The 24,741-nt window shown below is 66.7% G+C and carries 19 protein-coding genes; 7 read left to right on the top strand and 12 right to left on the bottom strand.

The window, feature by feature from the left end:
* Window positions 1-92 precede the first annotated feature (92 nt).
* Window positions 93-689, top strand: a complete 597-nt coding sequence (locus HLG70_RS01995) for a hypothetical protein (RefSeq protein ID WP_171665489.1) — start codon at window positions 93-95, stop codon at window positions 687-689.
* Between the two features lie 90 nt (window positions 690-779).
* Here the strand turns inward: HLG70_RS01995 and HLG70_RS01990 are convergent, their stop codons facing one another.
* On the bottom strand, window positions 780-2,996 hold the full coding sequence (locus tag HLG70_RS01990; RefSeq protein ID WP_171665491.1) for a TonB-dependent receptor: 2,217 nt from the start codon (window positions 2,994-2,996) through the stop codon (window positions 780-782).
* Between the two features lie 229 nt (window positions 2,997-3,225).
* Window positions 3,226-4,143 (bottom strand): pirin family protein, encoded by a 918-nt coding sequence (locus tag HLG70_RS01985; protein ID WP_171665493.1) that lies wholly within the window; start codon window positions 4,141-4,143, stop codon window positions 3,226-3,228.
* 149 nt (window positions 4,144-4,292) lie between these two features.
* Here HLG70_RS01985 and HLG70_RS01980 point away from each other — a divergent pair, with 149 nt between their 5' ends.
* A complete protein-coding gene (locus HLG70_RS01980) occupies window positions 4,293-5,201 on the top strand; it encodes a LysR substrate-binding domain-containing protein (RefSeq protein WP_171665495.1) in 909 nt (302 codons plus the stop codon).
* Window positions 5,202-5,290: 89 nt separating this feature from the next.
* Here HLG70_RS01980 and HLG70_RS01975 read toward each other — a convergent pair whose 3' ends face one another.
* The 3 genes from HLG70_RS01975 to HLG70_RS01965 form a co-directional block, all read right to left on the bottom strand.
* A complete protein-coding gene (locus HLG70_RS01975) occupies window positions 5,291-6,274 on the bottom strand; it encodes a Bug family tripartite tricarboxylate transporter substrate binding protein (RefSeq protein WP_171665497.1) in 984 nt (327 codons plus the stop codon).
* Between the two features lie 72 nt (window positions 6,275-6,346).
* Window positions 6,347-7,849, bottom strand: a complete 1,503-nt coding sequence (locus HLG70_RS01970) for an AMP-binding protein (RefSeq protein WP_171665499.1) — start codon at window positions 7,847-7,849, stop codon at window positions 6,347-6,349.
* Window positions 7,846-8,733, bottom strand: coding sequence for an SDR family oxidoreductase (locus tag HLG70_RS01965; RefSeq protein WP_171665730.1), 888 nt, complete (start codon window positions 8,731-8,733; stop codon window positions 7,846-7,848). The genes HLG70_RS01970 and HLG70_RS01965 overlap by 4 nt, the downstream gene beginning before the upstream one ends.
* A 118-nt stretch (window positions 8,734-8,851) precedes the next feature.
* Here HLG70_RS01965 and HLG70_RS01960 point away from each other — a divergent pair, with 118 nt between their 5' ends.
* Both HLG70_RS01960 and acnA read left to right on the top strand, forming a co-directional pair.
* A complete protein-coding gene (locus tag HLG70_RS01960) occupies window positions 8,852-9,781 on the top strand; it encodes a LysR family transcriptional regulator (RefSeq protein ID WP_171665501.1) in 930 nt (309 codons plus the stop codon).
* A 292-nt stretch (window positions 9,782-10,073) separates the two neighbouring features.
* A complete protein-coding gene (gene acnA, locus HLG70_RS01955; RefSeq protein WP_171665503.1) occupies window positions 10,074-12,779 on the top strand; it encodes an aconitate hydratase AcnA in 2,706 nt (901 codons plus the stop codon).
* 74 nt (window positions 12,780-12,853) lie between these two features.
* Here acnA and HLG70_RS01950 read toward each other — a convergent pair whose 3' ends face one another.
* Window positions 12,854-13,627 carry a DODA-type extradiol aromatic ring-opening family dioxygenase gene (locus HLG70_RS01950; RefSeq protein WP_171665505.1) on the bottom strand — a complete coding sequence of 258 codons (774 nt, stop codon included), beginning with the start codon at window positions 13,625-13,627 and terminating at the stop codon, window positions 12,854-12,856.
* 246 nt (window positions 13,628-13,873) lie between these two features.
* Here HLG70_RS01950 and HLG70_RS01945 point away from each other — a divergent pair, with 246 nt between their 5' ends.
* The 3 genes from HLG70_RS01945 (at window position 13,874) to efp (ending at window position 16,923) form a co-directional block, all read left to right on the top strand.
* The gene (locus tag HLG70_RS01945) at window positions 13,874-15,076 is read left to right on the top strand and encodes a DUF2863 family protein (RefSeq protein ID WP_171665507.1); all 1,203 of its coding nucleotides are present in this window, start codon (window positions 13,874-13,876) and stop codon (window positions 15,074-15,076) included.
* A gap of 7 nt (window positions 15,077-15,083) precedes the next feature.
* The gene (gene earP / locus HLG70_RS01940) at window positions 15,084-16,196 is read left to right on the top strand and encodes an elongation factor P maturation arginine rhamnosyltransferase EarP (RefSeq protein WP_171665509.1); all 1,113 of its coding nucleotides are present in this window, start codon (window positions 15,084-15,086) and stop codon (window positions 16,194-16,196) included.
* A 166-nt stretch (window positions 16,197-16,362) separates the two neighbouring features.
* Window positions 16,363-16,923: an elongation factor P gene (gene efp / locus HLG70_RS01935; RefSeq protein ID WP_171665511.1), complete on the top strand. Its 561-nt coding sequence runs from the start codon at window positions 16,363-16,365 to the stop codon at window positions 16,921-16,923.
* 68 nt (window positions 16,924-16,991) lie between these two features.
* Here efp and HLG70_RS01930 read toward each other — a convergent pair whose 3' ends face one another.
* The 6 genes from HLG70_RS01930 to HLG70_RS01905 form a co-directional block, all read right to left on the bottom strand.
* Window positions 16,992-17,450 (bottom strand): DUF1178 family protein, encoded by a 459-nt coding sequence (locus HLG70_RS01930; protein ID WP_171665513.1) that lies wholly within the window; start codon window positions 17,448-17,450, stop codon window positions 16,992-16,994.
* Between the two features lie 113 nt (window positions 17,451-17,563).
* On the bottom strand, window positions 17,564-19,264 hold the full coding sequence (locus HLG70_RS01925; RefSeq protein ID WP_171665515.1) for an ABC transporter ATP-binding protein: 1,701 nt from the start codon (window positions 19,262-19,264) through the stop codon (window positions 17,564-17,566).
* A complete protein-coding gene (locus HLG70_RS01920; RefSeq protein ID WP_171665517.1) occupies window positions 19,261-20,772 on the bottom strand; it encodes an ABC transporter permease in 1,512 nt (503 codons plus the stop codon). Before HLG70_RS01920 ends, HLG70_RS01925 begins: the two co-directional genes overlap by 4 nt.
* Before the next feature lie 5 nt (window positions 20,773-20,777).
* The gene (locus HLG70_RS01915) at window positions 20,778-21,755 is read right to left on the bottom strand and encodes an ABC transporter permease (protein WP_171665519.1); all 978 of its coding nucleotides are present in this window, start codon (window positions 21,753-21,755) and stop codon (window positions 20,778-20,780) included.
* Window positions 21,752-23,989 (bottom strand): ABC transporter substrate-binding protein, encoded by a 2,238-nt coding sequence (locus HLG70_RS01910; protein WP_171665521.1) that lies wholly within the window; start codon window positions 23,987-23,989, stop codon window positions 21,752-21,754. Before HLG70_RS01910 ends, HLG70_RS01915 begins: the two co-directional genes overlap by 4 nt.
* Before the next feature lie 80 nt (window positions 23,990-24,069).
* Window positions 24,070-24,738, bottom strand: a complete 669-nt coding sequence (locus HLG70_RS01905) for a thermonuclease family protein (RefSeq protein ID WP_419144788.1) — start codon at window positions 24,736-24,738, stop codon at window positions 24,070-24,072.
* Between the last annotated feature and the right edge of the window lie 3 nt (window positions 24,739-24,741).

The following is a 24,741-nucleotide window of genomic DNA, read 5'->3' as shown; positions in this document are numbered from 1 at the left end:
TGAAACGTTTTTATACAATCCCGGTAAGCAATGACACATCGTCCGCAACCGCCGGGGAAACCCCGGCGCCATTCCCTGGAGAAAGCCTGCCAATGACCCGGCTCTTGCTGCCGCCGCTTTTGCTGGCGCTTGCCGGCTGCGCCACCGCGCCGCCCTCGAACCCCGAGAACATTTGCGCCATCTTTCGCGAGAAGCCGGATTGGCACGACGCCGCGCTGAAAGTGCAGAAGAAATGGGGCGCCCCGGTGCCGGTCCCCATGGCCATGATGTACCAGGAATCCTCGTTCAAGCAGGACGCGGTGCCGCCCCGCTACTACTTCCTGGGCATCATTCCCTGGGGCCGCGTCAGTTCCGCTTACGGCTATGCCCAGGCCAAGGACGAAACCTGGGCCGACTACAAGAATGACGCCGGCGGCTGGGGCTCCAGCCGCGACAACTTTGCCGACGCGCTGGACTTCATGGGCTGGTACATGAGCAAGACGCAGCGGATCAACGGCATTTCAAAATGGGACGCCTACGGGCAATACCTGAACTATCACGAAGGCTGGACCGGCTACCGCAACCGCAGCTACGACCGCAAGGCCTGGCTCAAGACCGTATCGCAAAAGGTGCAGGCGCGCGCAGAGAAATTCACGGCGCAGTACAAGAGCTGCGAGTCCAGCCTGACGCGGGGGGGATGGTTGTGGTGAGGGTCCCTCTTCCGGGTTGAAAACACAGAAATGAAAAATCCCGGCGCAAGGCCGGGATTTTTCCTGCACACCGGCCGAAGCCGGCCGCCGTCAGAAGTCCATGCTGGCCGTCAGCGAGAACGTGCGCGGTCCGCCCAGCACCAGGTAGCCGTTGCCGGGATAGCCGCCCACCGACGACCAGTAATTGCGGTTGGCGATGTTGTCGACGCGGGCGCGCAGGGTCAGGACATGGCCGTCCACGTCCATCATGTAGCGCAGGCCGGCATCGAAACGAGTCCAGCCGGGAACCTTGAGCGTGTTGGCGTCATTCGCGTAGGACGAGCCCGTGTAAACCACGCGGCCGTCCACGGCCAGGCCTTCGACGCCCGGGATGTCCCATTCCACGCCCATGTTGGCCTGGAAGCGCGGCACGCCGATCACGCGGTTGCCATCCAGCGAGGCCGTGCCGGTGCGGCGCTGCTGGGCATCCAGCCAGGTCAGGCCGCCCAGGAGACGCACGCTCTTGACGGGTTCGCCGAACACCGTGAGCTCGACGCCTTGATGGCGGTCCTCGCCGGAGGTGGTCAGTTCGTTGCTGGAGTTGTACATGGCGCGCGGCTTGTCCGTGGAGAACAGGGCCAGGCCACCGCCCAGTCCTTCCCCTTCGTACTTCACGCCGACTTCCTTTTGCTTGGAGACAAAGGCCGGCAGGCTCTGGCCGACGTTGGGCACCGGCTTGCCGCCGGCCGTCGCGGGCGCGGTCGGGCCGGCAACCAGGGCTTCGATGTAGTTCGCGTACAGGGAAACGCTGGGTGCGACCTTGACGACCAGACCGGCGGCGGGCGAGTTGTGGCTGGTGTCGTAAGCGCCGCTCTCCTTGCCCGTGTTGTATGCATAGTCCCGTTGGGACAGGCGCTGGTGGCGGATGCCGGCCGTGAACAGCACCTTGTCGTCCAGGAAGGACATGGTGTCGCCGATGGCATAGCTGCTCAGGCGCGTGCGCCCCTGCAGCGCCGGGTTGTCCAGGTCGTTGCCGCGCAGCGCGCCAGCGCTGAATGCCGGCTTGTCATACGAAATCGGGTTGTAGATGTTGGTGGCGAACGTGTTCCGGAAGTCCATCACGTAGGCGTTCTTCTTCTTCAGGTCGAAGAAAGACGCCGACACGACGAACTCATGGCCCACCGAACCGGTGCGCGCCTTGGCGCGCAAGCCCAGTTCACCCGTGTTCACGCTGTCCTCGCGGGTGTTGTCGAAACGGTAGAAGTTGCCATCGCCCGTGCTGCCGTTGGTCAGCGTGACGTTGCCCAGCGAATTGGCTTCGTCGCTGCGGCGCATGCCGAAGGCCGCATAGGCCGTCAGCTTATCGCTGAAATCATGCTCGGCGCGCACCGTGCCGAACCAGTCGCGCTCGTTCGAATAGGACCACGGCTGGGCATAGTTGGAGCTGGCGTCCGGCGCGTCGGGCACGGTGGTGACGCCGGCGCCCAAGGTCACATTGGGACGCGCGCGCTTGAGCTTGTTTTCCTGCCAGCCGATGTCGGCGGACAAACGCGTATCGGCGGAGCGCCAGTCCAGGCCCAGGGACACCAGGCTGGTGCGGGAATGCTCATCGTCGATACCGGTGTCGCCGCTGCGCTGCGCGGCGTTCAGCCGGATGCCGGTGCTGTCGTCGGGACCGAAGCGGCGCGCGATGTCGGTGGACAGCAGGAACTGGCCGCCGCTGGACACGCCGGTGGTGACGCGGGTCAGCGGTTCATTCGGCGCGCGCTTGGGCACCAGGTTGATCACGCCGCCGATGCCGCCGCCGCCGGGCGTCGCGCCGGTCAGGAAGGCCGACGCGCCGCGCAGCACTTCCACGCGTTCGAACAGTTCGGTCGCGATGTATTGGCGGGGCAGCAGGCTGTACAGGCCGTTATAGGCCACGTCGTCCGAGCTCAGGATGAAGCCGCGGATGAAATACGACTCCTGGAAATTGCCGAAGCCGCGCGCCACGCGCACCCCGGGGTCATTCTGCAGCACGTCGCCCACGCTGCGCGCCTGCCTGTCCTGGATCAGCTCGTTCGTATAGCTGGTGATGCTGAACGGCGTGCTCATGTTGTCCTGCGTGCCCAGCAGTCCGACGCGGCCGCCGCGCGCCACCTGTCCGCCCGCGAAGGGAGCGGCGAGGCCGCCGGCCGACGCGTCGGCGCTGGCCTCTACCCTGATGGCGTCCATCGACGTCACGGAGCCGTTGGATCCGGCGGGTTGGGCCTGGGGCGCGGTTTGGGCGTGAACGGCGCCAAGGCACGGCAGCGCCGCGGCCATGCATGCAAGAGTTCGGATTTTCATATCGGGACGCTGGTAGGGGCGGAAACACTCCGCGTTGCGGTAGGCAGGGCCGCAAAATCCCGTTTTGAACGACCGCGGCGCCCGGGACGGGGCCTGCGGAGCCCATTCGCGCTGGGGTCTTGAGGTCTTACGGAGCAGATGTTACCAAAGGAGAATCGTTCTCATTGCGTCCCTCAAACAGAAAGACCCATTGCGTTGTGGCGCAGCAACAGATCCCCCGCTTCCAGGTTCAGGCAGCAGTCAGGTGCTGCGGGGACGCGTCGAAATCGCCCGCTTCGTAGGCCGCCAGCGCCTGGGTCAGCGCCTGCTGATCGGCCGCCGCCGAAGCGCCGCGAGGGATCACCGGCGCATCTATGGCGGGAGCGGCAATCAGCACGAAATGCGCGGGCGCCCTGCCCGCCATCAGCACCAGCACGCCTTCCTCGCCGTCCGGGGCGGCACGGACGGCCACCGCCGCCCCCTCGGTGAGCACCGCGAAGTCCGGATCCCCGCCCGACATCTTGGGCAGCGGGACCGCCCCCTTGCAGCAATGCCTGGCGCGCACGCCCAGGTCGCCCTGCACGGCATAGACCCAGGCGGTCCATCCCGGCGGCACGGGAACCAGCGTGGTGGCGCCCGGCCGCAGCCAGCCATCCAGCAGCAGCAGCGGTTCGGGCGTCTGCAACGGCGAATCCCAGCCGCCGTAGCTGCCCGAAACCACCCGGACCCGGCCCGCATCGGTCTGGATGACGGGCATTTCCCATGCCCGCAGCAATGACGTCGACGCCGGCTGGGATTTGAGCCGTTCGGGAAGGTCGATAAAAACCTGCAAGCCGTGCAGCCTGGCCTCCCCTGCCGGCCGCTGCGCATGCACGATGCCCCTGCCGGCCAGCGTCCAGAGCAGGTCGCCCGCGCGGATCTCGTCGTTGCTCTCGGTGCTGTCCAGGCTCTGCATCGTGCCCGTGCTGTCTTCCAGCAACAGGGTCGCGGCGCTGATGCCGGCGTGCGGATGCGGCTCGAATGTCGGGCCGGTCATGACGAAATGGTCCACCAGCACAAGCGGCGACATGCCCTGGGAAAAATCGGTATGGCGGAACTGCCGGACAATGCACGCGCTACCCACGGACTTGGTTGAGCTGGTGACGACGGCGCTAAGGTGGAGGGTCAAAAAAAGGCTGCCTGAGTTGTTGCGGATTCGCGGGTGGCGCTCAGCTTATGAGTTCTGCCAATCGGACAGTAGAGGGCAATTTCAGGAATAATTGTCCTGAACAGCAGGACAATGCACGCTTCTCCGCTTACTTCCCCCTTAAACACCCCATGCATGCCCACATTCACCACCTGGACGATCTGCTGCTTTTCAGCGAGGTCGTCGAAAAAGGCGGGTTTTCCGCCGCCGCGCGTGTGTTGAATATGCAACGTTCCAAGCTCAGCCGGCGAGTGGCGGAGCTGGAAGCCCGCCTCGGGCTGCGGCTGCTCCAGCGCAATACGCGCCGCGTATCGCTTACACCGATGGGCGAGCAGATCTACGCGCACGCGCAGGCGATGGCCCGCGAAGCGCGCTCGGTGTTCGATCTGGCGGCGTCCATGGGCGACGTCCCGGGCGGCCTGCTGCGCATCACCGCGCCGTCTCCGCTGGCGGTCACCCTGCTGGGCGACCTGGTAGCGCGCTTCTGCCTGGCCAATCCCGGCGTGCGTGTGCTGCTGGATACGCGCGATCAGATCATCGACCTGGTCGGCGAAGGCTACGACCTGGCGTTCCGCGCCCAGGCGTCGTCGCTGACGGATTCCAGGCTGATCGCGCGCGAACTGGCGCCGGTGCCGCTGATTCTGGTGTGCGACGCAGCCATGGCCCGCGCCGCGCCCCGGCATCCCCGCGACCTGGCCGCCCTGCCCCTGCTGGCCCACGCCACCCTGGATGGACTTCAGACCTGGCGCTTCGCCGGACCGGCGGGCGAAACGGAATCGCTGGAATACCGGCCCCGCTGCCTGAGCAGCAACATGGCGACCTTGCGCTCGATGGCACGCGCGGGCCTGGGGGTGGCGCTGGTGCCGCGCTATCTGTGCGGCGCCCTCCTGGACAAAGGCGAGCTGGTGCAGCTCTTGCCCGCCTGGCAGGCCGCGCCCGCGCGCATCTACGCGGTCATGCCGGCCCGCCGCGGCGAACCCCTGGCCTTGCGGCGCTTCCTGGAGTACGCGGCGGCGGAGTTGCCGGCGCTGCTGGCCTGAACATTGCAAGCCTGGACCGGCGTGCGCTGCCGCGGCGTCGCCGCCATCGTCCAGCGACTGCTCACGCGAAAACGCGGCTCGCGCAGGCCCTAATCCAGCTTGATGTGGTTCGCGCGGATCACCGCTCCCCAGCGCTCGCGGTCCTCCGCCACGTAGCTGTCGGTCTGCGCCTGGTCGCGAGGCGCCTGGATCACCAGTCCAAGCGTCTGGAAACGCTCGCGGAAGTCGGGCTGGGCCAGGACTTTTGCCACTGCGTCCTGCAGCGTGCGCGCCTCGGCGTCCGGCGTGGCCTGCGGCACGGCGATACCGAACCAGGTCGCGGCGCGAAATCCCGGAAAGCCGCTTTCGGCCACGGTGGGCACATCGGGCAGCACGGGCAGGCGATCGGAGGTCGTCACGGCCAGGGCCTTGATCTTGTTTTCCTTCACCAGCGGCAAGGACGTGGAAATGACATCGACCATGAGCTGCGTGTCATTGGCCATCAGCGAGCTCAGCGCGGGCGCGCTGCCATTGAAGGGGATATGCGCGACGTCGATGCCCGTACGCGACTTCAAGAGTTCGGTGGCCAGCTGCAAGGGGTTCCCGATGCCGACTGAGGCATAGTTCAGCTTGCCGGGCCGGGTTTTCGCATAGGCCACGAACTGCGCCAGCGTGGCGGCGGGCACTTCGTTGTTCGCCACGACCACCAGCGGCAATTCGGCCACCACCGACAGCACGCGGAAATCGCGCGCGGCGTCGTACGAGATCTTCTGGTAAAGCATGGGGTTGAGCACCATGCTGGCGTTGCTGGCCAGGAACAGCGTATAGCCGTCGGGCTGGGCGCGGGCCACCTGGGTGGCGGCGATCATGGTGTTGGCGCCCGGCTTGTTCTCCACCACGACAGGTTGCGCAAGCTCACGCGACAGGCGCTCGGCCAGCACCCTGGACAGCTGGTCCGCGGCGCCGCCCGGCGTGTAGGGCACCACCAGCTTGACCGGCCGTTCCGGAAACGCCGCCAGGGCTTGTGGAGCGCCCGCGGCGCACACCAGCATCGCGGCCGCCGCGCGGCCGAACCAGCGATTCATTTTCAACATGCTTGTCTCCCGAGTCTTGAGCGACTCTTGTAGTGGATGCTGCTCGTCTTTTGAAAAATGCGGCCTGGGGCGCTATACCTTGCGCTTGTGGCCCTCCCAGAATTCCGCGCGCAGCCGCCGCTTGGCGATCTTGCCGTTGTCATCGCGCGGCAAGGCCTCGCGCAGCAACAGCTCGCGCGGGACCTTGTAGCGGGCGATCCTGGCGGACAACCATTGCATCGCCTGCGCCGGGTCCAGCCCGGCATCCGGCGCGGGCTGGATCAGGCCCAGCAAACGCTCGCCGAACTCCGCGTCGGGCACGCCGAAGACGGCGCAATCGGCAACGCCGGGGTATTGCATCAGGTGGTGCTCGATTTCAGCGGGATAGATGTTCACGCCGCCGGAGATCACCATGTCCGACTCCCGGTCGCACACGAAGAGGTAGCCGTCCTCGTCCAGATACCCCAGGTCGCCCAGGCCGATCAGGCCGTCGCGCTCCACTGCCTTGCGGGCCTCGGGATGGTTGCGGTAGGTGAAATCGGCATACGCGGGCTGGCGCACATAGATGCGTCCGACCTGGCCCGGCGGGCAGACGGAGCCGTCGTCGGCATAGATGCGGACCTGCGCCGGCCCGATGGGCCGTCCCGCGCTGCCCGGCCGCGCCAGGGCTTCGCGCGAATCGATCGCCGTCACCATGCCCGCTTCGCTGGAGGCGTAGGTTTCATGCACCACCGGCCCCAGCCAGTCGATCATGGCGCGCTTGAGCTCAGGCGCGCACGGGGCGCCGGTGGACGCCACGAAACGCAAGGAGGACAGGTCGAACGACGCCCGGGTGCGTGCGTCCAGCTTGAGCAGGCGCACATACATGATGGGCACCAGGTAGACGGTGTCGATACGGTGCTGTTCGATCAGCCGCAGCACTTCCAGCGGATCGAAGCGCGCCGTCAGCACCAGCGTGTCGCACACCCGCAGCGCCACCTGCGCGAAAACGCTGGGCGCGCTGTGATAGATCGGGGCGGGCAGCAGCGCGCGGCAGCCCGGGCGCAGTCCATAGGCCTGCTCCACCACGGACTCCACCGCCGCCAGGTGCTCGGCCAGGCGTTCCACCGGAAAGGGCTGGCGCACCACGCCCTTGGGACGGCCGGTCGTGCCCGAGGTATAGGCCATGTGCCCGCGCGGCGCCACCAGCGGGCCGTCATAGCGCGGCTGCGCATCGCGCCAGTCGTCGTAATCGTTGGCCTCGAAGGCCGTTTCGCCCGCGCCCATCACCCGCAGCGCCGGCAGGCCGGCCGGCAGCGCCGTCCACACCTGGCGCCACAGGTCGTCTTCGGCGATCAGCAGCTTCGCGCCACTGTCGGTCACCAGGAACGCCACCTCTTCCGCGGTGTAGTGCCAGTTGATCGGGCAGTAATAGCAGCCCAGCCGCTTGCAGGCCTGGATGATTTCAAGATAGGGCATGCCGTTGCGCAGCAGCACCGCGATCACGTCGCCTTCGCGCACACCCATGGCCGCCAGGCCCGCCGCCACCTGTTCGCCCCGGGCGGCCAGCCCGGCGCGGTCCAGCTGGCACTCTCCCGCGATGACCAGCCCGCTCATGCCGGGTTCCCAGCGCGCTGCGCCTTGTCTTGCGCGGTGCGCGCCTCGATCGCCGCGCGCGCCGCGGCCCAGTCGTCATCCGTCCAATCGAAGTACTGCTTGAAGTAGGCGCCGTTGGCCAGGTAGTCGCCGCCGTCCAGCGCAATCGTCTGGCCATTGATCCAGTCGTTGCCCGGCCCCAGCAGGAACGCCGCCAGTTCGCCGATATCGCGGCCGGTGCCCAGGCGCTGCATGGGATTCTGCTTGACCAGCGCGTCCATGCCGTCGCCGTTCGGCCGCAGGCGCGCCGTGGCGCCCTCGGTGGGTATCACGCCCGGCGCGATGGCGTTGAAGCGGATGCCGTGGCGCCCCCACTCGATCGCCAGGGACTTGGTCATGGCATCGATGCCGGCCTTGGACATGGCGGATGGCACCACGAAAGGCGTGCCCGTCCAGATCCAGGTCACCACGATGGACACCACGGCGCCGGGCCGGCCCGAGGCGATCCAGCGCTTGCCCACCGCCTGGGTGGTGTAGAAAGTGCCCCGGAACACGGTGTCGGCGATCGCATTGAAGCCGCGCGCCGAGAGCTTCTCGGTGGGGCTGATGAAGTTGCCCGCGGCATTGTTGATCAGACCGTCCAGTCCGCCATGTTCGGTCCAGATGCCTTCGATCATCGCGTCCACCGCATCGGCGTCCCGGATGTCGACCGCATGCGCGTGCGCCTGGCCTCCGTATCTGGCGCGCAGGGCGGCAGCGGCCTCTTCGACCACGGACAGCCGGCGGCCACACAGATGCACGGCCGCGCCCAAGGAAGCCAACTGTTCGGCCATCGCATAGCCCAACCCGGTGCCTCCGCCGGTAATCAGAATGCGCTGCCCCTGGAACAGGTCTGCGCGGAACATGCTGTCTGGCATGGTGTGTCTCCTGGTTTTGGGTCCAGAATATCAACGCGCCGATGCCGCGACAATCCTTCAATCTGGGTAAACTCTGTTTCCTCAGAGGCAACAATAGATAACGCCCATGTCCACCCTGCCCGCGCTGGACCTGAACCTGATCCAGCTGTTCGTGACCATTGTGGAAGCTGGCACCCTGAGCGAAGCCGCGCTGCGCCAGGGGGTCACGCGGTCGCATGTCAGCCGGAACCTGCAGAAGCTGGAACGCGCCTTCGGCGCGCAACTGATCCGGCGCACCACGCGCCGCCTGGAACTCACGCAGCAGGGAACCGTGCTGTACGAGCACGGCGCGCGCATGGCGCGCGAAGTGGAGTCCGCCCGCCACGCCCTGCAGAAACTGGGCTCGGAGCCCACCGGACACGTGCGGCTGAGCCTGCCCACGGGACTGGGCGAACTGGACCGGCTGCGTCCGCTGCTGGTCCAGTTCGCCTTGCGGCATCCCAGCCTGAGCCTGCGCGTGCTGTTCTCCAACCGCGTCAGCGATTTGATTTCTTCCGAGATCGACGTGGCGCTGCGGGTCATCTCGACCCCGCCCCAAGACTATGTGGCGCGCGAACTGGGCGAGGTGAAGTGGCGCTTGTGCGCATCCCCCGCCTATCTGGAGCGCACGGGCGCGCCGGCCCATCCCCGCGATCTGGGCCGGCTGGATTTCCTGTGCCCGCCCGGTCCCAGGCCGCAGGTGACCCTGCGGCTGCAGCGCAAGGGGCAGACCTACGAGGCCAAGCTTGCGCCCCGCCTGCAATCCGAGTATTTCCCATTCCTGGCGCAGGCCGCCCGCGACGGGGCGGGCGTGGCGCTGCTGCCCGCCTACATCGTGCAGGCGGACCTGCAGGCCGAGCGGCTGCGCGAGGTGCTGCCCGCCTACCGGGCGCAGGGGCCAGGCGACAGGTTATTCATCCTGACATCGCCCACCCCGTATCCGTCAACCGCCCAGCGCGCGCTGGTGGACTTCCTGAAGAGCGAGCTGGAACCGCTGCTGCGCGATTTCCTGGCCTAGGGCCCGCCCGTCCGCCTGGACCGCCCCTCCCGGCATGCGCCACGCAACGGTAGGACTTTCTTGGTAAAACCGTAGGGGTCTTGCGGGCTTTGCGCGCGTCCGCCAAAGTAGCGGTTTGGCCGCACCCTGATTTGTCCGACACGAAACAGGGCCGGAACTTTGACGCGCCCCTGAAGTCTTATATAAGATACAAGACACAAGACTACCCGCGAGCTTGTCTCACATACAATGACAAGCGCGCCAAAACGCCTGAAAATGCCGCCTTCAGCTGGGCAAAACCACGGAGTCCATCATGCCGCACAACACCCTAGACACACTCAAGAATTTCAAGATCGGCAACAAGTCCTGTCAGTACTACTCGCTGCCGGCGCTGGGCAAGGCCCTGGGCATCGATGTGCAGCGGCTTCCCGTCTCCATCCGCATCGTCCTGGAATCCGTGCTGCGCAATTGCGACGGCAAGAAGGTCACGGAAGAGCACGTCAGGCAGCTCGCCAGCTGGCAGGCCAACGCCAAGCGCGAAGATGAGATTCCCTTCGTGGTCGCCCGGGTGGTGCTGCAGGACTTCACCGGCGTGCCGCTGCTGGCCGATATCGCCGCCATGCGCTCGGTGGCCGACAAGATGGGCAAGAGCCCCAAGAGCATCGAGCCCCTGGTGCCGGTCGACCTGGTGGTGGACCACTCGGTCATGATCGACTACTTCGGCACCAAGGACGCGCTGGACCTGAACATGAAGCTGGAGTTCAAGCGCAACCAGGAGCGCTACCAGTTCATGAAGTGGGGCATGCAGGCCTTCGACACCTTCGGCGTCGTGCCCCCGGGCTTCGGCATCGTCCATCAGGTCAACCTGGAATACCTGGCGCGCGGGGTGCACCAGGACAAGAAGAACAATGTCTATTACCCCGACTCGCTGGTGGGCACCGATAGCCACACCACGATGATCAACGGCATCGGCGTGGTCGGCTGGGGCGTGGGCGGCATCGAAGCCGAGGCCGGCATGCTCGGCCAGCCCGTGTACTTCCTGACCCCCGACGTGGTCGGCGTGGAGCTCAAGGGCCAGTTGCGCGGCGGCGTCACCGCCACCGACCTGGTGCTGACCATCACCGAAATGCTGCGGCGTGAAAAAGTCGTGGGCAAGTTCGTCGAATTCTGTGGCGAAGGCACCGCCAGCCTGACCGTGGCCGAACGCGCCACCATCGGCAACATGGCGCCCGAGTACGGCGCCACCATGGGCTTTTTCCCGGTCGACGAGCGCACCATCGACTATTTCCGCGGCACCGGCCGCACCGAAGAGGAAATCGCCGCCTTCGAAGCCTATTTCAAGGCGCAGAAGATGTTCGGCATCCCGGCGGCGCAGGACATCAACTTCACCAAGCTGCTGACGCTGGACCTGTCCACCGTCGCGCCATCCCTGGCCGGCCCAAAGCGTCCGCAGGACCGCATCGAAATCGGCAATGTGAAGAACACCTTCATCGACCTGTTCTCCAAGCCCATCGCCGAAAACGGCTTCAACCAGCCCGCCGAAAAGCTCGCGCAGACGTTCACCACCAGCGCCGGCACCAAGATCAAGAACGGCGACATCCTGATTGCCGCCATCACGTCCTGCACCAACACGTCCAACCCCAACGTGCTGCTGGCCGCCGGCCTGCTGGCCAAGAAGGCCGTGGAAGCCGGCCTGAAGGTGCCCAAGCACATCAAGACCTCGCTGGCCCCCGGGTCGCGCGTGGTCACCGACTACCTGACCAAGACGGGCCTCCTGCCCTACCTGGAAAAGCTGGGCTTCGACGTGGCCGCCTATGGCTGCACGACCTGCATCGGCAACGCGGGCGACCTTACCCCCGACCTGAACGAAGCCATCACCGGCAATGACCTGGTGTGCTCGGCCGTGCTGTCCGGCAACCGCAACTTCGAAGCCCGCATCCACCCGAACATCAAGGCCAACTTCCTGGCCTCGCCCCCGCTGGTCGTGGCCTACGCGCTGGCCGGCACGGTCACGCGCGACCTGATGACCGAACCCGTGGGCCAAGGCAAGAACGGCGACGTCTGGCTGGGCGACATCTGGCCCACCTCCGAAGAAGTCAACGCGCTGCTCAAGCACGCGCTCGACCCCAAGGTCTTCGAGGCCAACTACGGCCAGGTCAAGAGCAACCCGGGCAAGCTCTGGGAGAACATCAAGGGCGTCAACGGCGACACCTACAACTGGCCGGATTCGACCTACATCGCCGAACCGCCCTTCTTCGAAGGCTTCGGCATGACGCCGGCCGCGATGCCCGCCGTCAAGGGCGCGCGCGCGCTGGGCGTGTTTGGCGACTCGGTCACCACCGACCACATCTCGCCGGCCGGTTCCATCAAGGAAACCTCGCCCGCGGGCAAGTGGCTGAAGGAGAACGGCGTGATGAAGGCCGACTTCAACAGCTATGGCTCGCGCCGCGGCAACCATGAAATCATGATGCGCGGCACCTTCGCCAACGTGCGCATCAAGAACCTCATGATCCCGTCGCTGCCCGACGGCAGCCGCTTCGAAGGCGGCGAAACGCTGTTCCAGCCCACCGGCGAACAGATGTCCATCTATGACGCGGCCATGAAGTACGTCGCGGCGGGCACGTCCACCGTGGTGTTCGGCGGCGAAGAATACGGCACCGGCTCGTCGCGCGACTGGGCCGCCAAGGGCACCCAGCTGCTGGGCGTGAAGGCCGTGATCACCCGCAGCTTCGAACGCATCCACCGCAGCAACCTGGTGGGCATGGGCGTGCTGCCCCTGCAATTCAAGGGCTCGGACAGCGTGCAGTCGCTGGGCATCACCGGCGAAGAGACGTACGACATCTCGGGCCTGGAAAACGGCATCAAGCCGATGCAGGACGTGACGCTGACGATCACCCGCAAGGACGGTTCGAAGCAGGACGTGACGGTGCTGCTGCGCATCGACACCCCGATCGAAGTCGACTACTACCAGCACGGCGGCATCCTGCCCTTCGTGCTGCGCCAGCTGCTGGCGGCCTGAACACGGCGGTAAGAACAGCCCCGGAACCGCAAGGTTCCGGGGCTTTTTCACGCCCGACGCCGCCGGGCGCGGTGTCAGTCGAACTGGTACGCGTCCATCGCCAGCGCGCTGTACGAGACTTCGTCGGTCAGCCGCCGCGCGGCCGGCCCGCCCGCCCCCAGCGCCACATACAGGGGCATCAGGTGGTCGTCGTGCGGATGGGCCTGCATGGCGCCCGGCGCCTGGGCCTGCCAGTCCAGCAGGGCCGGCACGTTGTGCTCGGCCAGGTTACGGGCATACCACTCCTGGAAAGCCGGCACATACGCCGCCGCGGGCGCGTTCTGCGGCATGCGGACATGGCGCAAGTTGTGCGTGAGCGAACCCGACCCGATGATCAGGATGTCTTCGTCGCGCAAGGGCGCCAGCGCCCGGCCCAGCTCCATCTGGCCCGCCGCGTCGCGCCCCATGTCCAGCGACAGCTGCACGACGGGCACGTCCACGTCGGGATACAGATAGCGCAGCGGCACCCAGGCGCCATGATCCAAGGGGCGCCGCGGATCGCGGTCCGCGGAGATGCCCGACTCGGCCAGCAAGGCCTGCACGCGCGCGGCCAGCGCCGGTGAGCCCGGCGCCGCGTACTGCAAGGTATAGAGCTCGGGCGGAAAGCCCCCGAAGTCGTGCCAGGCCACTTGCTGGTCGCGGGTGGACAGCGCCAGGCCCTCGCCCATCCAGTGCGGCGACACCACCAGGATGCCGCGTGGCTTGCGGCCCTGCGCGGCGCTCCAGTCCGCCAGCGCCGGACCGGTCAGGCCGGGCTCAACAGCCAGCATGGGTGAACCATGGGAAACAAAAAGCGTAGGCCAACGCATGGCGATGCCTCCAGAAATCATGTCGATGGCCTTATTTTCGGCCGTTTCAATATAGCAATAAACCCCCCGCATCGACATAATCTGTTGCTGATACCGGTTCAATCAGACGGCGGCCGGCTTACTGGCAAGCATGGCCGCCGAGCCCGGCCGCGGCTGGCTCCGCAAGGCGGGGCGTCTTGCCCCCCGGCCGGGTGTGGCGGGCGTTAAACTACGTCGTTACACACTTATTGGACGTCCCCCGAAGTTATGGCCCGATCCCGCAGCCAATCCGCTCCCCGCATGACCCGTGACGCCACCCGCCTGGTTGCGCTTGCCCAAGCGCTGAACCGTTCGGGCAGCCGCGTCGAAGACGTGTTCTGGGAGAACCAGCTTGGCGAAGCGATTCCGAAGCTGCTGAAAGCGGGGCAGGATGCCCCCCTGGAAGCGGCGCTGGACCACCTTGCGCAAAGCGACGTGGGCGCCTATGAAGTCTTGATCGAGCAGGCGGAAACACTGTCCGAATCGATGAAGATCGAAAAGAACGGCGTCCGGTACGACGTATTGCTGATCGTCGCCCCCATCGTCGCCTGGACCCGCTATGCCATCCCCACCGGCCCCGTTTCCGCCAGCGCCCAGCAGGCGCTGCTGGCCCAGCTGCACGGACATGTCCTGTCCAGCAAGGCCCGCAGCGCGCTGATGCCCCTGGTGGTCAGCGTCGACCAGATGCCCCGCACCTTCTCCGAGACCTGGCAATGGCTGCAACGCCTGGGTTCGCAGGCGCTGGGCGCCGAAACCACCAAGCCGGCGCTGAACACCGAAGTCGAGACCGCGAACATGCTGGCCGACACCCGCTATATCGTGGGAGCCGTGGCGGTGCCCGAGAACGAGCCTATCTTCCGCTGGCAGGAACACCTGGGCGACGCCGAGGCCAGCCGCGATGCCTGCCAGCAACAATGGGCCGCGCAGGCCCAGCCCACGCTGGCCACGCTGCTGCCCGGTTGCGGTTTTGAATCGCTGCTGCCCGACGCCTACTACGTCAGCAACCGCGAAGCGGACCGCCAGGTGCGTCCCCTGTCGCTGCGCGCGGCGATCAGCTGGCTGGAAGGCGCCGTCAGTCTCGAAGCCTCGCAATTGCGGGCCGTCGTGGCCGGCTGCGGCGAAGGCCGCATAGACGAATACCGCATCAGCTTTACGGCGCGCAGCAGCAACGACGTGTACTACGGCTGCGTATGGCCCTTGTACGGACGCGAGGAAGACCTGGCGTCCGACGAAGGCCAGCCCGACGTGGTCGACGAGATCGCGGCGCTGCTCAAGGAATACGGCGTCACGGACGTGCGCCGCATTCCCGGCGTGCTGCCGCCCGAGTATTGCGAAGACTGCGGCGCGCCCTACTTCCCAAATCCGCTTGGCGAGCTGGTGCATGCCGAGCTGCCCGAGGATGCCGAAGCCGCCCCCGCCCAGTTTCACTAGGGCGGCGATGCAAGCGGACATCTTCTGCCGGGTCGTCGACAACTATGGCGACATCGGCGTCTGCTGGCGCCTGGCGCGCCAGCTGGCGCGGGACCACGGCTGGCAGATCCGCCTGTGGGTCGATGACCTGGTCAGCTTCGCGCGTATCCAGCCCGGCATCGACGCCCGCCTGCCTCGACAGCGGGCGGGTGGCGTGGACATCGTCCACTGGTCGGATGCGCCCAACCCGGCGCTGACCGCGCGCGACGTGGTCATCGAGGCATTCGCCTGCGATCCGCCCGCGGCCTTCCTGGACAGCATGCGCCAGGCCCATCCCGCCTGGATCAACCTGGAATACCTGAGCGCCGAGCCCTGGGTGGAAAGCTGCCACGGCCTGCCGTCGCAACGGCCCGACGGGCTGGTGAAGCACTTTTTCTTCCCCGGTTTCACGCCGGCCACCGGCGGCCTGCTGCGCGAACCCGGCCTGTCCGCCGAGCGCGATGCGCTGCAGGCATCCGACGAAAAACAAGAGAGTTTCCTGCGGTCTGTCGGCGTGCCGCAGGACGCGCTGTCGCTGCGGCGCAAGGGCGCCCGCACCGTGTCCCTGTTTTGCTACCCCTCCGCGCCTGCCGGCCAACTGGTTCAGGCCCTGGCGGCCGACCCGCGTGCAACCGTGCTGCTCGCCCCCCAGGGAGTGGCTCCGGGCCTGGAAGCGGCGTGCCAGGCGCCCGGCGCGCCCCGGCTGGCCCGCCTGCCCTTCGTCTCCCAGCCCGACTTCGACCGTCTGCTCTGGTGCGCCGACATCAATTTCGTGCGTGGCGAGGATTCCTTTGTCCGCGCCGCCTGGGCCGCCCGCCCGCTGGTCTGGCAGATCTACCCGCAGGACCAGAACATCCATCTGGAAAAGCTGGAGGCATGGCTGGCCCGCTATCCGGCCCCCGAATCCGCGCAGGCGCTCATCCGGGCGTGGAATCAGCCGGAAACGGGGCAGACGCCCTCCGCAGCCAGCGCCGCGCTGGAGCCCGCCGCCTGGCAGGCCTGGGCGGCCGCAGCCCGGCACTGGGAGGCCAGCCAGTCGGCGCTGCCCGGCCTGGCTGAAAATCTGGCTGCCTTTTGCGCAGACTTGGCCAAGAAACGTTAGAATAGAGAGTTTTCTGAGTTGCCCTGAATTGTCGGGCCTCAACTATGACGCCTCCCGGGGTGTGCACGAAACCGTCTACCCAGATCAGGTCTACCCAGACCCGCAATCTGCAACGGCGACTTCTGCAAGCACGGCGAGTGCACCCATCACCCCCGGAGTTTTATCGATGAAAACCGCTCAGGAATTGCGAGTCGGCAACGTGGTCATGGTCGGCAAGGATCCCCTCGTGGTCCAGAAGGCCGAATACAACAAGTCTGGCCGTAACGCCGCCGTTGTGAAGCTGAAGTTCAAGAACCTCTTGACCGCCTCGGCCAGCGAATCGGTCTACAAGGCCGACGAAAAGTTCGAAGTCGTCCAGCTGGATCGCAGGGAATGCACCTATTCCTACTTCGGCGACCCGATGTACGTCTTCATGGACGAAGAGTACAACCAGTACGAAATCGAAGCCGACAGCATGGGCGACGCCCTGAACTACCTGGAAGAAGCGATGCCCGTGGAAGTGGTCTTCTACGACGGCCGCGCCATTTCGGTGGAACTGCCCACGACGATCGTCCGCGAAATCACCTACACCGAACCCGCCGTCCGTGGCGATACGTCGGGCAAGGTGACCAAGCCGGCCAAGATCAACACCGGCTACGAACTGAACGTGCCGCTGTTCTGCGCCATCGGCGACAAGATCGAAATCGACACCCGCACGAACGAATACCGCAGCCGCGTCAACAACTGATCCGGCCCAGCGATAAAAAAAGCCAGACCCACGCGGGTCTGGCTTTTTTATTGCCTGGGCGCCGCCCGCTACTGCAGGCGTTCGTCGTCCAGGAAATCGGGCACGGCCATGACCTCGATGCCGTCCTCGGCGAGCGATTCGCGCTCTTCGGGGGTGGCGGTGCCGCGGATGGGGCGGTCGTCGGCGTCGCCGTCGTGGATGCGGCGGGCCTCTTCGGCAAAGCGCGGCCCCACGTTTTCGGTGCTGCGCACCAGCGCGCGCACCTGGCGCATGACAACCGCTTGCAGCGCCGCCATTTTCTCGGCGTCGGACGCGCCGGCCGGCACCGCGGGCTGGGCCGCGGGCGCATGCAGATGCGCCACGTTCAGGCGCGGCGCGGACAGGCGCTTGGTGATGCTGGCCGAACCGCAAACCGGGCACGTGACAAGGCCACGCGCCTGTTGCGCGTCATAGTCTTCGTGCGAACCGAACCAGCCTTCAAAGATATGGCTGTGTTCGCACTGGAGGTCAAAAACTTTAAGGGCCATGGCATCAATATGGGGATCTACACCCAGAATACAAGATTCCGCCCCGATCGGCGGCCAGGCCGCCCGTTACAGCGCCTGCGCCCCCCGGGCGGAAAAGGATGAACGCCGCCGGTTCAGGCCTGGTCTGGCGGCCCGAACTGCAACCGCGGAACCGCCGCCAGCAGCCTGCGCGTCACTTCCTGGCGTGGCGCAAGCAGCACCGCCTCGGCCTGCCCCAGTTCGATGATGCGCCCCCCGTCCATCACGGCGATGCGATCCGCCAGGTACTCGACCACGCCAAAGTTGTGCGTAATGAAGAGATAGGCGATGCCGAGCTCGTCCTGAAGCTCGCGCAGCAGGTCCAGGATCTGGGCCTGCACCGAAACGTCCAGCGCGGACGTGGGTTCATCGCAGATCAGCACCTTGGGTTCGACCGCCAGCGCGCGCGCGATTGCGATGCGCTGGCGCTGGCCGCCCGAGAATTCATGCGGGTAGCGAGTCAGCGTGTTGGCCGGCAGCCCGACTCGCTCGATCAATTGCGCCGCATGCTTTTGCCGGGCCTCCTTGCTCATGCCGCGCCGCAGGGACGCCAGCCCTTCGTCCAGGATCTCGCCCACGCGCATGCGCGGGTCCAGTGACGCGTACGGATCCTGGAAAACGATTTGAATGTCCTGGCGCAGTCGCTGCAGCTGGCGGCGGTCGGCGGACAGCAGGTCCTGCCCTTGCAGCATGGCGCGGCCCGACACCCGCGCGCCGTCGATCAGCCGCAGCAAGGCCTTGCCCGTGGTGGTCTTGCCGCAGCCGGACTCGCCCAGCAGGGCCAGGGTCTCGCCCGCGCGCAGCGTGAAGGTCACGCCGTCCACGGCCTTGACCCAGGAGACGATGCGGCGCAGCGGGCCCTTGCGCACCGGGTAGTGAACCTTCAGGTCCTGCACATCCAGCACCACGCCGGTCGCGTGCGCGGCGCGGCTCAGCGCGCGCTGGCCGCGGTCTTGTTCGGCCGCGTCGCGCCCCTGTTCCGTCAGCGGCACGCCACGCTTGTCGAAGGTCGGGATCGCCTCGAAGAGCTGCCGCGCATAGGGATGCTTGGGCGCGCGGAAGAACTCCTCGGCGCTGGCGCTTTCGACGATCTCGCCGCCGCGCATCAGGGCGACGTGGTGCGCCACGTTCTTCACCACCGCCAGGTCATGCGTGATGAGCAGCACCGCCATGCCCATTTCCTGCTGGATGCCTGCCAGCAGGTCCAGCACCTGCGCCTGCACCGTGACATCCAGGGCGGTGGTCGGCTCGTCGGCGATCAGCAGCAGGGGCTCGGCCGCCAGCGCGATCGCGATCATGACGCGTTGCTTCTGCCCTCCCGAGAACTGGAAGGGATAGTCGTCGATGCGGCGCTCGGGCTCCGGAATGCCGACCCGCCGCAACCAGTCGATGGCTCTTGCGCGCGCCGCGGCGCCGCGCAGAGGGGTGTGCGCGGTCAGCGTCTCGGTGATCTGGTCGCCCACGCGCATGACCGGGTTCAGGCTGGTGGACGGCTCCTGGAAGATGATGCCGATCCGGCCGCCCCGCACGCCGCGCATGGCGCTTTCGGGCAGCCGGTTGAGGTCTTCGCCGTCCAGGCCGATCTGTCCGCCCACGATGCGCCCGGCATCCGGCAGCAGGCGCAGCAGCGCCAGCGCCGTCATGCTCTTGCCGCAGCCGGACTCACCGACCAGCGCGAAGGTCTCGCGCCTGGAGATGGCAAGCTCCAGGCGCTTGACCGCATGCGTCATGCCGCTTTCGCCCGCGACGTCCACGTCCAGGCCTTTCACGATCAGCAAAGGCGTGTCCTGGCTCATGGCGCCTCTCCCGTCTTGGAGGCGCGCGCATCGGCGGCCAGCACCGCGCCCGGACGCCGGCCGAAAAAGCCCAGTCGCGCCAGGCGGCTGGGCTTGAACCGGCGGGTGCGCGGATCGAAGGCGTCGCGCACCGCGTCCGCGAACAGATTGGCGGCCAGCACCAGCGCCAGCATGAAAATAAAGGCGGTCATCAGGTTCCACCAGATCATGGGATCGCGGGACATTTCCAGCCGCGCGCCGTCGATCATCGAGCCAAAGGAATTCATGCTGGGATCCACGCCGATACCCAGGTACGACAGCACGGCCTCATACAGCACCAGGCCCGAGAACTCCAGCACCACGGTGATCAGCACCAGGTGCGCGACGTTGGGCAGCAGGTGGCGGGTCATGATGCGCCAATGCGATACGCCGAACGCGCGCGCCGCCTGCACGTATTCCAGTTCGCGCAGCTTGAGGGTTTCGGCGCGCAGCAGGCGGCACAGCCCCGCCCAGCCCGTCAGGCCCAGGATCATGCACAGCAGGAACAGCCGCAGATCCGCGCGGGCGGCGGACGTGTCGAACAGGTCGGAGTGATTGTCGATGTACACCTGCATCATCAGCGCGCAGGCGGCCACCAGCAACACGCCGGGGATCGAGGTGATGGTGGTGTAGAGGTACTGGATGGCGTCGTCGACCTTGCCCTTGAAATAGCCGGCGGCGATGCCGAAGATGATGGCGGGCGGCAGCATCGCCAGCGTGGTCAGGCTGCCGATGACCAGCGCCGTGCGGATGCTCTTGAGGGCCTGCCACAACACGTCGTTGCCGATGCGGTCCGTGCCCAGCACGTGATAGCCGCTGGACAGGCCGGCCAGCGCGCCGACGGTCAGGCAGAGCAAGGCGAAGGTGATGGTCATGGCCCGCCATGGCACGTCGGCGCGGCCGGCCAGCAGTTCCTCGGCGGCGTGGGAAGCCGAACCCGTGGCCCGCGCCAGGCAGGCAAAGAGCAGCGCCGCCCCCGCCAGCGAGACAAGCAGCCCGACCGCCAGACCCAGCCCCAGGCGCCTGGCGATGTCGGCCGGGCGCTCCTTGTCGGGGTCGGTCAAATGGGTGGCGGCGCCGCGCAGCCGCGGGAAATCGCGCACCGGCTTGTCGTCGACAAGCATGGTTTCCTTGGTGAACTGATGCGCGGCCAAGGGCTCGGAATAGGTTTTCTCGGGCCGGTTCAGCACGGTGCCGGCCAGCAGTCCGTCCAGCGCGGACTGCACGGCGGGCGCGTAGACCGGCGCGGCATCGGCCGCGGCGCCGGGCGCTGGCGGCAACAGCGGGCGGTAGTGCACCGAGTCCAGCAGGCCCACCACGGAAAAGGCGATCAGGATGACCGCGGAACACATGGCGGGCGTGTCGCGGGCCACGCGCGCCCAGGTGGACCGCAGGTTGGGGCTGCGGCGCACGTGCCACACGTAGGCCAGGGCGCCCAGCACCATCAGCCACAGCGCGATATCGGTCCAGAGGAAGACGAACTTGGGCATGGCGGCTACTCGAATCGGACGCGGGGGTCGGCCAGCGTGTAGGAAATGTCGGCCAGGATCAGCCCCACGATATAGAGCGCGGCCCCCAGGAACACCATGGCCCGCACGATGGAGAAGTCCTGCGCGTTGATGGCGTCGATGGTGTAGCTGCCCAGGCCAGGGATGCCGAAGAACGATTCCGCGATCAGGCTGCCCATGAACAGCAGCGGCAGCGCGGCGACCGTGCTGGTCAGGATGGGCAGCATGGCGTTGCGCAGCACATGGCGGAACAGCACCACGCGCTCGGCCAGCCCCTTGGAGCGGGCGGTGCGCACGTAGTCCTTGCCGATTTCCTCAAGGAACAGCGTCCGGTAGAAGCGCGCCTCGGGCCCCAGGCGCGATACGATCGCCACCAGCACCGGCAGCGCCAGGAACTTGACCATGTCCAGGCCGCCCGCATAGCCCGAGAACGGCACCAGGCGCAGCAGCTTGGCAAAGATCCACTGGCCGGCAATGATGTAGAACAGGCTGGAGATGGACAGCAGCATCACGCACAGCACCACGCCCCAGAAATCCAGCCGGGTGGCGCGGAAATACACCAGGGTCAGCGAAAAGACGATGCTGGCGAAAAGCCCCAGGAAGAAGGTCGGCACCGCCAGGGCCAGGCTGGGCCCCATGCGCGTCTTGATTTCGCGGCCGATGTCGCGCCCGCCGTCGGACGAGCCGAAGTCCATGACCAGCAGCGGCACCGAGCGCCGGTAGAACACCGTGTCGGTCAGCCGCGACGTGCCCTGGGCCTGGGCGTTGAAGAACAGCGGCTTGTCGTAGCCGCGCTCGGCCTTCCATTTTTCCACCGCGTCCTGGCTGACGCGTTGCCCGCCGATGGCCAGACGCGCCATGTCGTCGGGCGTGTTGACCGCGAAGAACAGGATGAAGGTGAACAGATTCACGCCGATCAGAATCAGCACGCCATACAGCAGCCGGCGGATCACATAGCCGATCATGATTGATGCTCCTTGTGCGCGGGCGGGACAAACGCCGTCTGGCGTTCGCGCCGCTTGAGCGCCACATACGAAGGCCAAATCGCCAGCGCCAGCAGCAGCACGAAGACGCCGATGGGCCACCAGATGGGCGAGTTCCATTCGTCGATCTTCCGCTGCCTCAGGTCCGGGTCGATCTTCATGTACTGCAGCGTATTGCGGACCATCTGCGTGGGCTTGGCATTGCCCACCCACTGCTGATAGGCGCCGCCCGACATCGGGAAGTAGCCGAACATCCACGGCGCGTCGCGCTGCACGACCGCGATCATCCTGGCGATCAGTTCCGCTTTTTCCGGACCGTCGTCCAGGAACTTCATCTGCTCGAACAGCCGGTCGAATTCGGGGCTGGAATAGTTGGCGGCGTTCTCGCCGCCGCCCTTGGCCTTGGCGTTCGGACCGTAGAGCAGGAAGAGGAAGTTCTCGGCATCGGGGTAGTCGGCATTCCAGCCCCACAGGAAGATCTGCGCGGAGCCCCGCAGCATCTTGTCCTGGAACCGGTTGTAGTCCGTGGCCCGCACGTCGAGCTGCACGCCGATCTTGGCCAGCTGGCGGCGCATCCAGTCGAACTGCGGATTGGAGCCGCCGCCGGACATGGAGTCGTAGTACAGCACCAGCGGCGCGCCGGTCTTGGCGTTGCGGCCGTCCGGATAGCCGGCCTCGGCCAGCAGGCGCCTGGCCTCGTCGACGGACTTGCGCACGGGCTTGCCGTCGACCAGGTCATAGACCACCGGGTTCACGCCCTCGGGCGGATCGCGGTAGCCCAGCACGCCCGGCGGCACCGGGCCGTAGGCCACGGACGCCTGGCTGTTCTCGAACACCGCGACATATTCTTCCCAGTCGAATGCGATGCTGATGGCCTGGCGCAGCTTGCGGTTGCGTTCTTCCTGCTCGGGCGTGTCGCCCTTGCCCACCACCGGGTCCAGCCAGTTGAAGCCCATGTACCAGTTGGCGGTCTCGACCGTGGTGGGCAGCTTGATGCCATGCTCGCGATACTGGCGCGCCTTGTCCTGGCTGTCGCCGGCCGCCACCAGCATCGCCACGCCGTATTCCCCGCGCTCGATCTGGGGCACGTCGTAGTAGCCCTGCATGAACTTGCCGGTCAGCGGGATGGCTTCCTTTTCAACGCTGAATTCGGCGCGGTCGATGAAGGGCGTGGGCTTGCCGCAATCGGCCAGCAAGCCCGCGGCCGCATCGCCCGGCTCGCCTTCGCAGGGATAGGCTTCGCCATGGAAGTTGGGATTGCGGCCCAGCACATGGCGGCGGTTCTGCAGGGACTCCACCAGCATGTACGGACCCGTGCCGACGGGCCAGGTATTCAAGGACAGGTCATGCGCCGCCATGCCGGGCTGGCTGTAGAAGCGATCCGCCTCCCAGGGGATGGGCGCGGTGAAGGTCATGGCCAGCCAGTACTTGAACTGCGGGTACTTGCCATTGACGCGGATGCGCAGCGTGTGCGGATCCAGCGCCTCGACGCCGGTGAAGCCATCGGCTTCGCGCAGGTCCAGCCAGGGCGGCGTGCCGGCGCCGCCGGGCATGTCGCGCCGCAGTTCCTGGTCGCGCTTGCGCAGGCGGTCGCCGTAGTCCTTCAGGCCGTGCACATGCTCGGCCATCAGGGCATAGATGGGCGACACCACACGCGGGCTGGCCAGGCGGCGGAAGGCATAGACGTAGTCGTCGGCCGTCAGTTCGCGCGTGCCCGTGAGCGGGAAGTCGGGAATGTAGAACTTGTCGTCGAGTTCGCCGGGAGCCAGCGGATAGTAGGCGTAGCTGCCGTCCGCCTTGCGGGCAAAGGCGGGATGCGGCGCGAAGCGCATGCCGGGCCGGATCTTGATGTCGTAGACGCTCTGGGCGATCTGCTCGCCCGGCGCGTCGGCCGGCAGCGGCTGGCCCTGGGCATCCAGGAAGACCGGCGGGTCGATCGCGGCCGCCGCGCGCGGCACCAGTTCGTAGGGCCGCTTCAGGTAGTGATACCCGTAAAGCGGCTCATAGATGCTGTAGGTATATGGAGTCTCGTCGCCGGAATAAGAACTGGCCGGATCCAGGTACTTCGGGGAGCGTTTGACGAAAGCGGAATAGAGCGTGTTCTGGCTTTCGGCGCCGGATGGATACGGGCTGTTGATGGGGCTTTCTTGCGAGCAACCCGTCAAAGCCAGCGACAGCAGCATGGCCGACGCCCAGAGCCGCTTCATTACACCCATGGAAACCTTCCCTTCGTATCGTTGCGACAGAGGATAGCAAACGCGGGCCGGGGCCAGTACCCAGGCATCTCCCTAGGGCCTCAGCCGCACTGGCGCTGCCGCCAGCAGTCATAGCGCCATTTCCAGGGCTGCATGGCGTCCTGCCGCGCCCACAGCCCGCGTTTGGCGGCCTTGGCCTGGCGCTGCAGTTCCGGCATGGCCTTGTCGCGCAGATAGTCGCCTTTGCGGGCGGTATAGGCCCAGGCATAGCCGGCTTCCACCTGCAGGCGGTTGGCGGAACGGCCGTCGTCCAGGATCAGCGCGCAGACATCGCGGCCGTACTGGTCCTGCTCATAGCATTGGGCGGTAATGGTCTTGCCCGCCACCAGGCTGGCCAGGTGCTTGCGCGCGGCCTCGGCATCGGGCTGGCCGGGCTGATCGGTTCCGTGCCCCTCTTCGGGCGCGTCGATGCTGTCCATGCGGATGCGCCGCTGGCCGTCCGGGGCGCGCAGGGTCACGGTGTCGCCGTCGGCGACGTTGACGATCATGCCGGTCAGCGTGTAGCTGCCCTGGGGAATGCCGCCCGCGGCCGTCGCGCCGGGCTTGTTCTGGGGCGCAGGCGCGGAGGCGCCGGGCCGCTCGGCCGGACGCTGCTCCTGGCGCCCGGAGGGCTGCAGCCAGTTGATGAGGGCGCCCGCCGCCGCGAGGATCAGGGCGACGACAAGAGCAGTCAGCTTGCTGCCGCCGCGAAAAGGAGGTTTGCCACGCACCAG

This window comes from Achromobacter deleyi, from assembly GCF_013116765.2.
In the GTDB taxonomy this organism is placed as follows: Bacteria; Pseudomonadota; Gammaproteobacteria; order Burkholderiales; family Burkholderiaceae_B; genus Achromobacter; species Achromobacter deleyi_A.
Note: the sequence above shows the minus strand (reverse complement) of the source record. Positions and strands in the feature narration are given on the sequence as shown.

What these genes read in the sequence shown, in the direction of transcription:
- HLG70_RS01960 (WP_171665501.1), top strand. Translation starts at nt 8,852, where the DNA reads ATGTCCACCCTGCCCGCGCTGGACCTGAACCTGATCCAGCTGTTCGTG.
- HLG70_RS01970 (WP_171665499.1), bottom strand. Translation starts at nt 7,849, where the DNA reads ATGAGCGGGCTGGTCATCGCGGGAGAGTGCCAGCTGGACCGCGCCGGG.
- HLG70_RS01930 (WP_171665513.1), bottom strand. Translation starts at nt 17,450, where the DNA reads ATGGCCCTTAAAGTTTTTGACCTCCAGTGCGAACACAGCCATATCTTT.
- earP (WP_171665509.1), top strand. Translation starts at nt 15,084, where the DNA reads ATGCAAGCGGACATCTTCTGCCGGGTCGTCGACAACTATGGCGACATC.
- HLG70_RS01950 (WP_171665505.1), bottom strand. Translation starts at nt 13,627, where the DNA reads ATGCGTTGGCCTACGCTTTTTGTTTCCCATGGTTCACCCATGCTGGCT.
- HLG70_RS01975 (WP_171665497.1), bottom strand. Translation starts at nt 6,274, where the DNA reads ATGTTGAAAATGAATCGCTGGTTCGGCCGCGCGGCGGCCGCGATGCTG.
- HLG70_RS01910 (WP_171665521.1), bottom strand. Translation starts at nt 23,989, where the DNA reads ATGGGTGTAATGAAGCGGCTCTGGGCGTCGGCCATGCTGCTGTCGCTG.
- HLG70_RS01920 (WP_171665517.1), bottom strand. Translation starts at nt 20,772, where the DNA reads ATGCCCAAGTTCGTCTTCCTCTGGACCGATATCGCGCTGTGGCTGATG.
- HLG70_RS01915 (WP_171665519.1), bottom strand. Translation starts at nt 21,755, where the DNA reads ATGATCGGCTATGTGATCCGCCGGCTGCTGTATGGCGTGCTGATTCTG.
- HLG70_RS01965 (WP_171665730.1), bottom strand. Translation starts at nt 8,733, where the DNA reads ATGTTCCGCGCAGACCTGTTCCAGGGGCAGCGCATTCTGATTACCGGC.
- HLG70_RS01925 (WP_171665515.1), bottom strand. Translation starts at nt 19,264, where the DNA reads ATGAGCCAGGACACGCCTTTGCTGATCGTGAAAGGCCTGGACGTGGAC.
- HLG70_RS01980 (WP_171665495.1), top strand. Translation starts at nt 4,293, where the DNA reads ATGCATGCCCACATTCACCACCTGGACGATCTGCTGCTTTTCAGCGAG.
- HLG70_RS01945 (WP_171665507.1), top strand. Translation starts at nt 13,874, where the DNA reads ATGGCCCGATCCCGCAGCCAATCCGCTCCCCGCATGACCCGTGACGCC.
- efp (WP_171665511.1), top strand. Translation starts at nt 16,363, where the DNA reads ATGAAAACCGCTCAGGAATTGCGAGTCGGCAACGTGGTCATGGTCGGC.
- HLG70_RS01990 (WP_171665491.1), bottom strand. Translation starts at nt 2,996, where the DNA reads ATGAAAATCCGAACTCTTGCATGCATGGCCGCGGCGCTGCCGTGCCTT.
- HLG70_RS01995 (WP_171665489.1), top strand. Translation starts at nt 93, where the DNA reads ATGACCCGGCTCTTGCTGCCGCCGCTTTTGCTGGCGCTTGCCGGCTGC.
- acnA (WP_171665503.1), top strand. Translation starts at nt 10,074, where the DNA reads ATGCCGCACAACACCCTAGACACACTCAAGAATTTCAAGATCGGCAAC.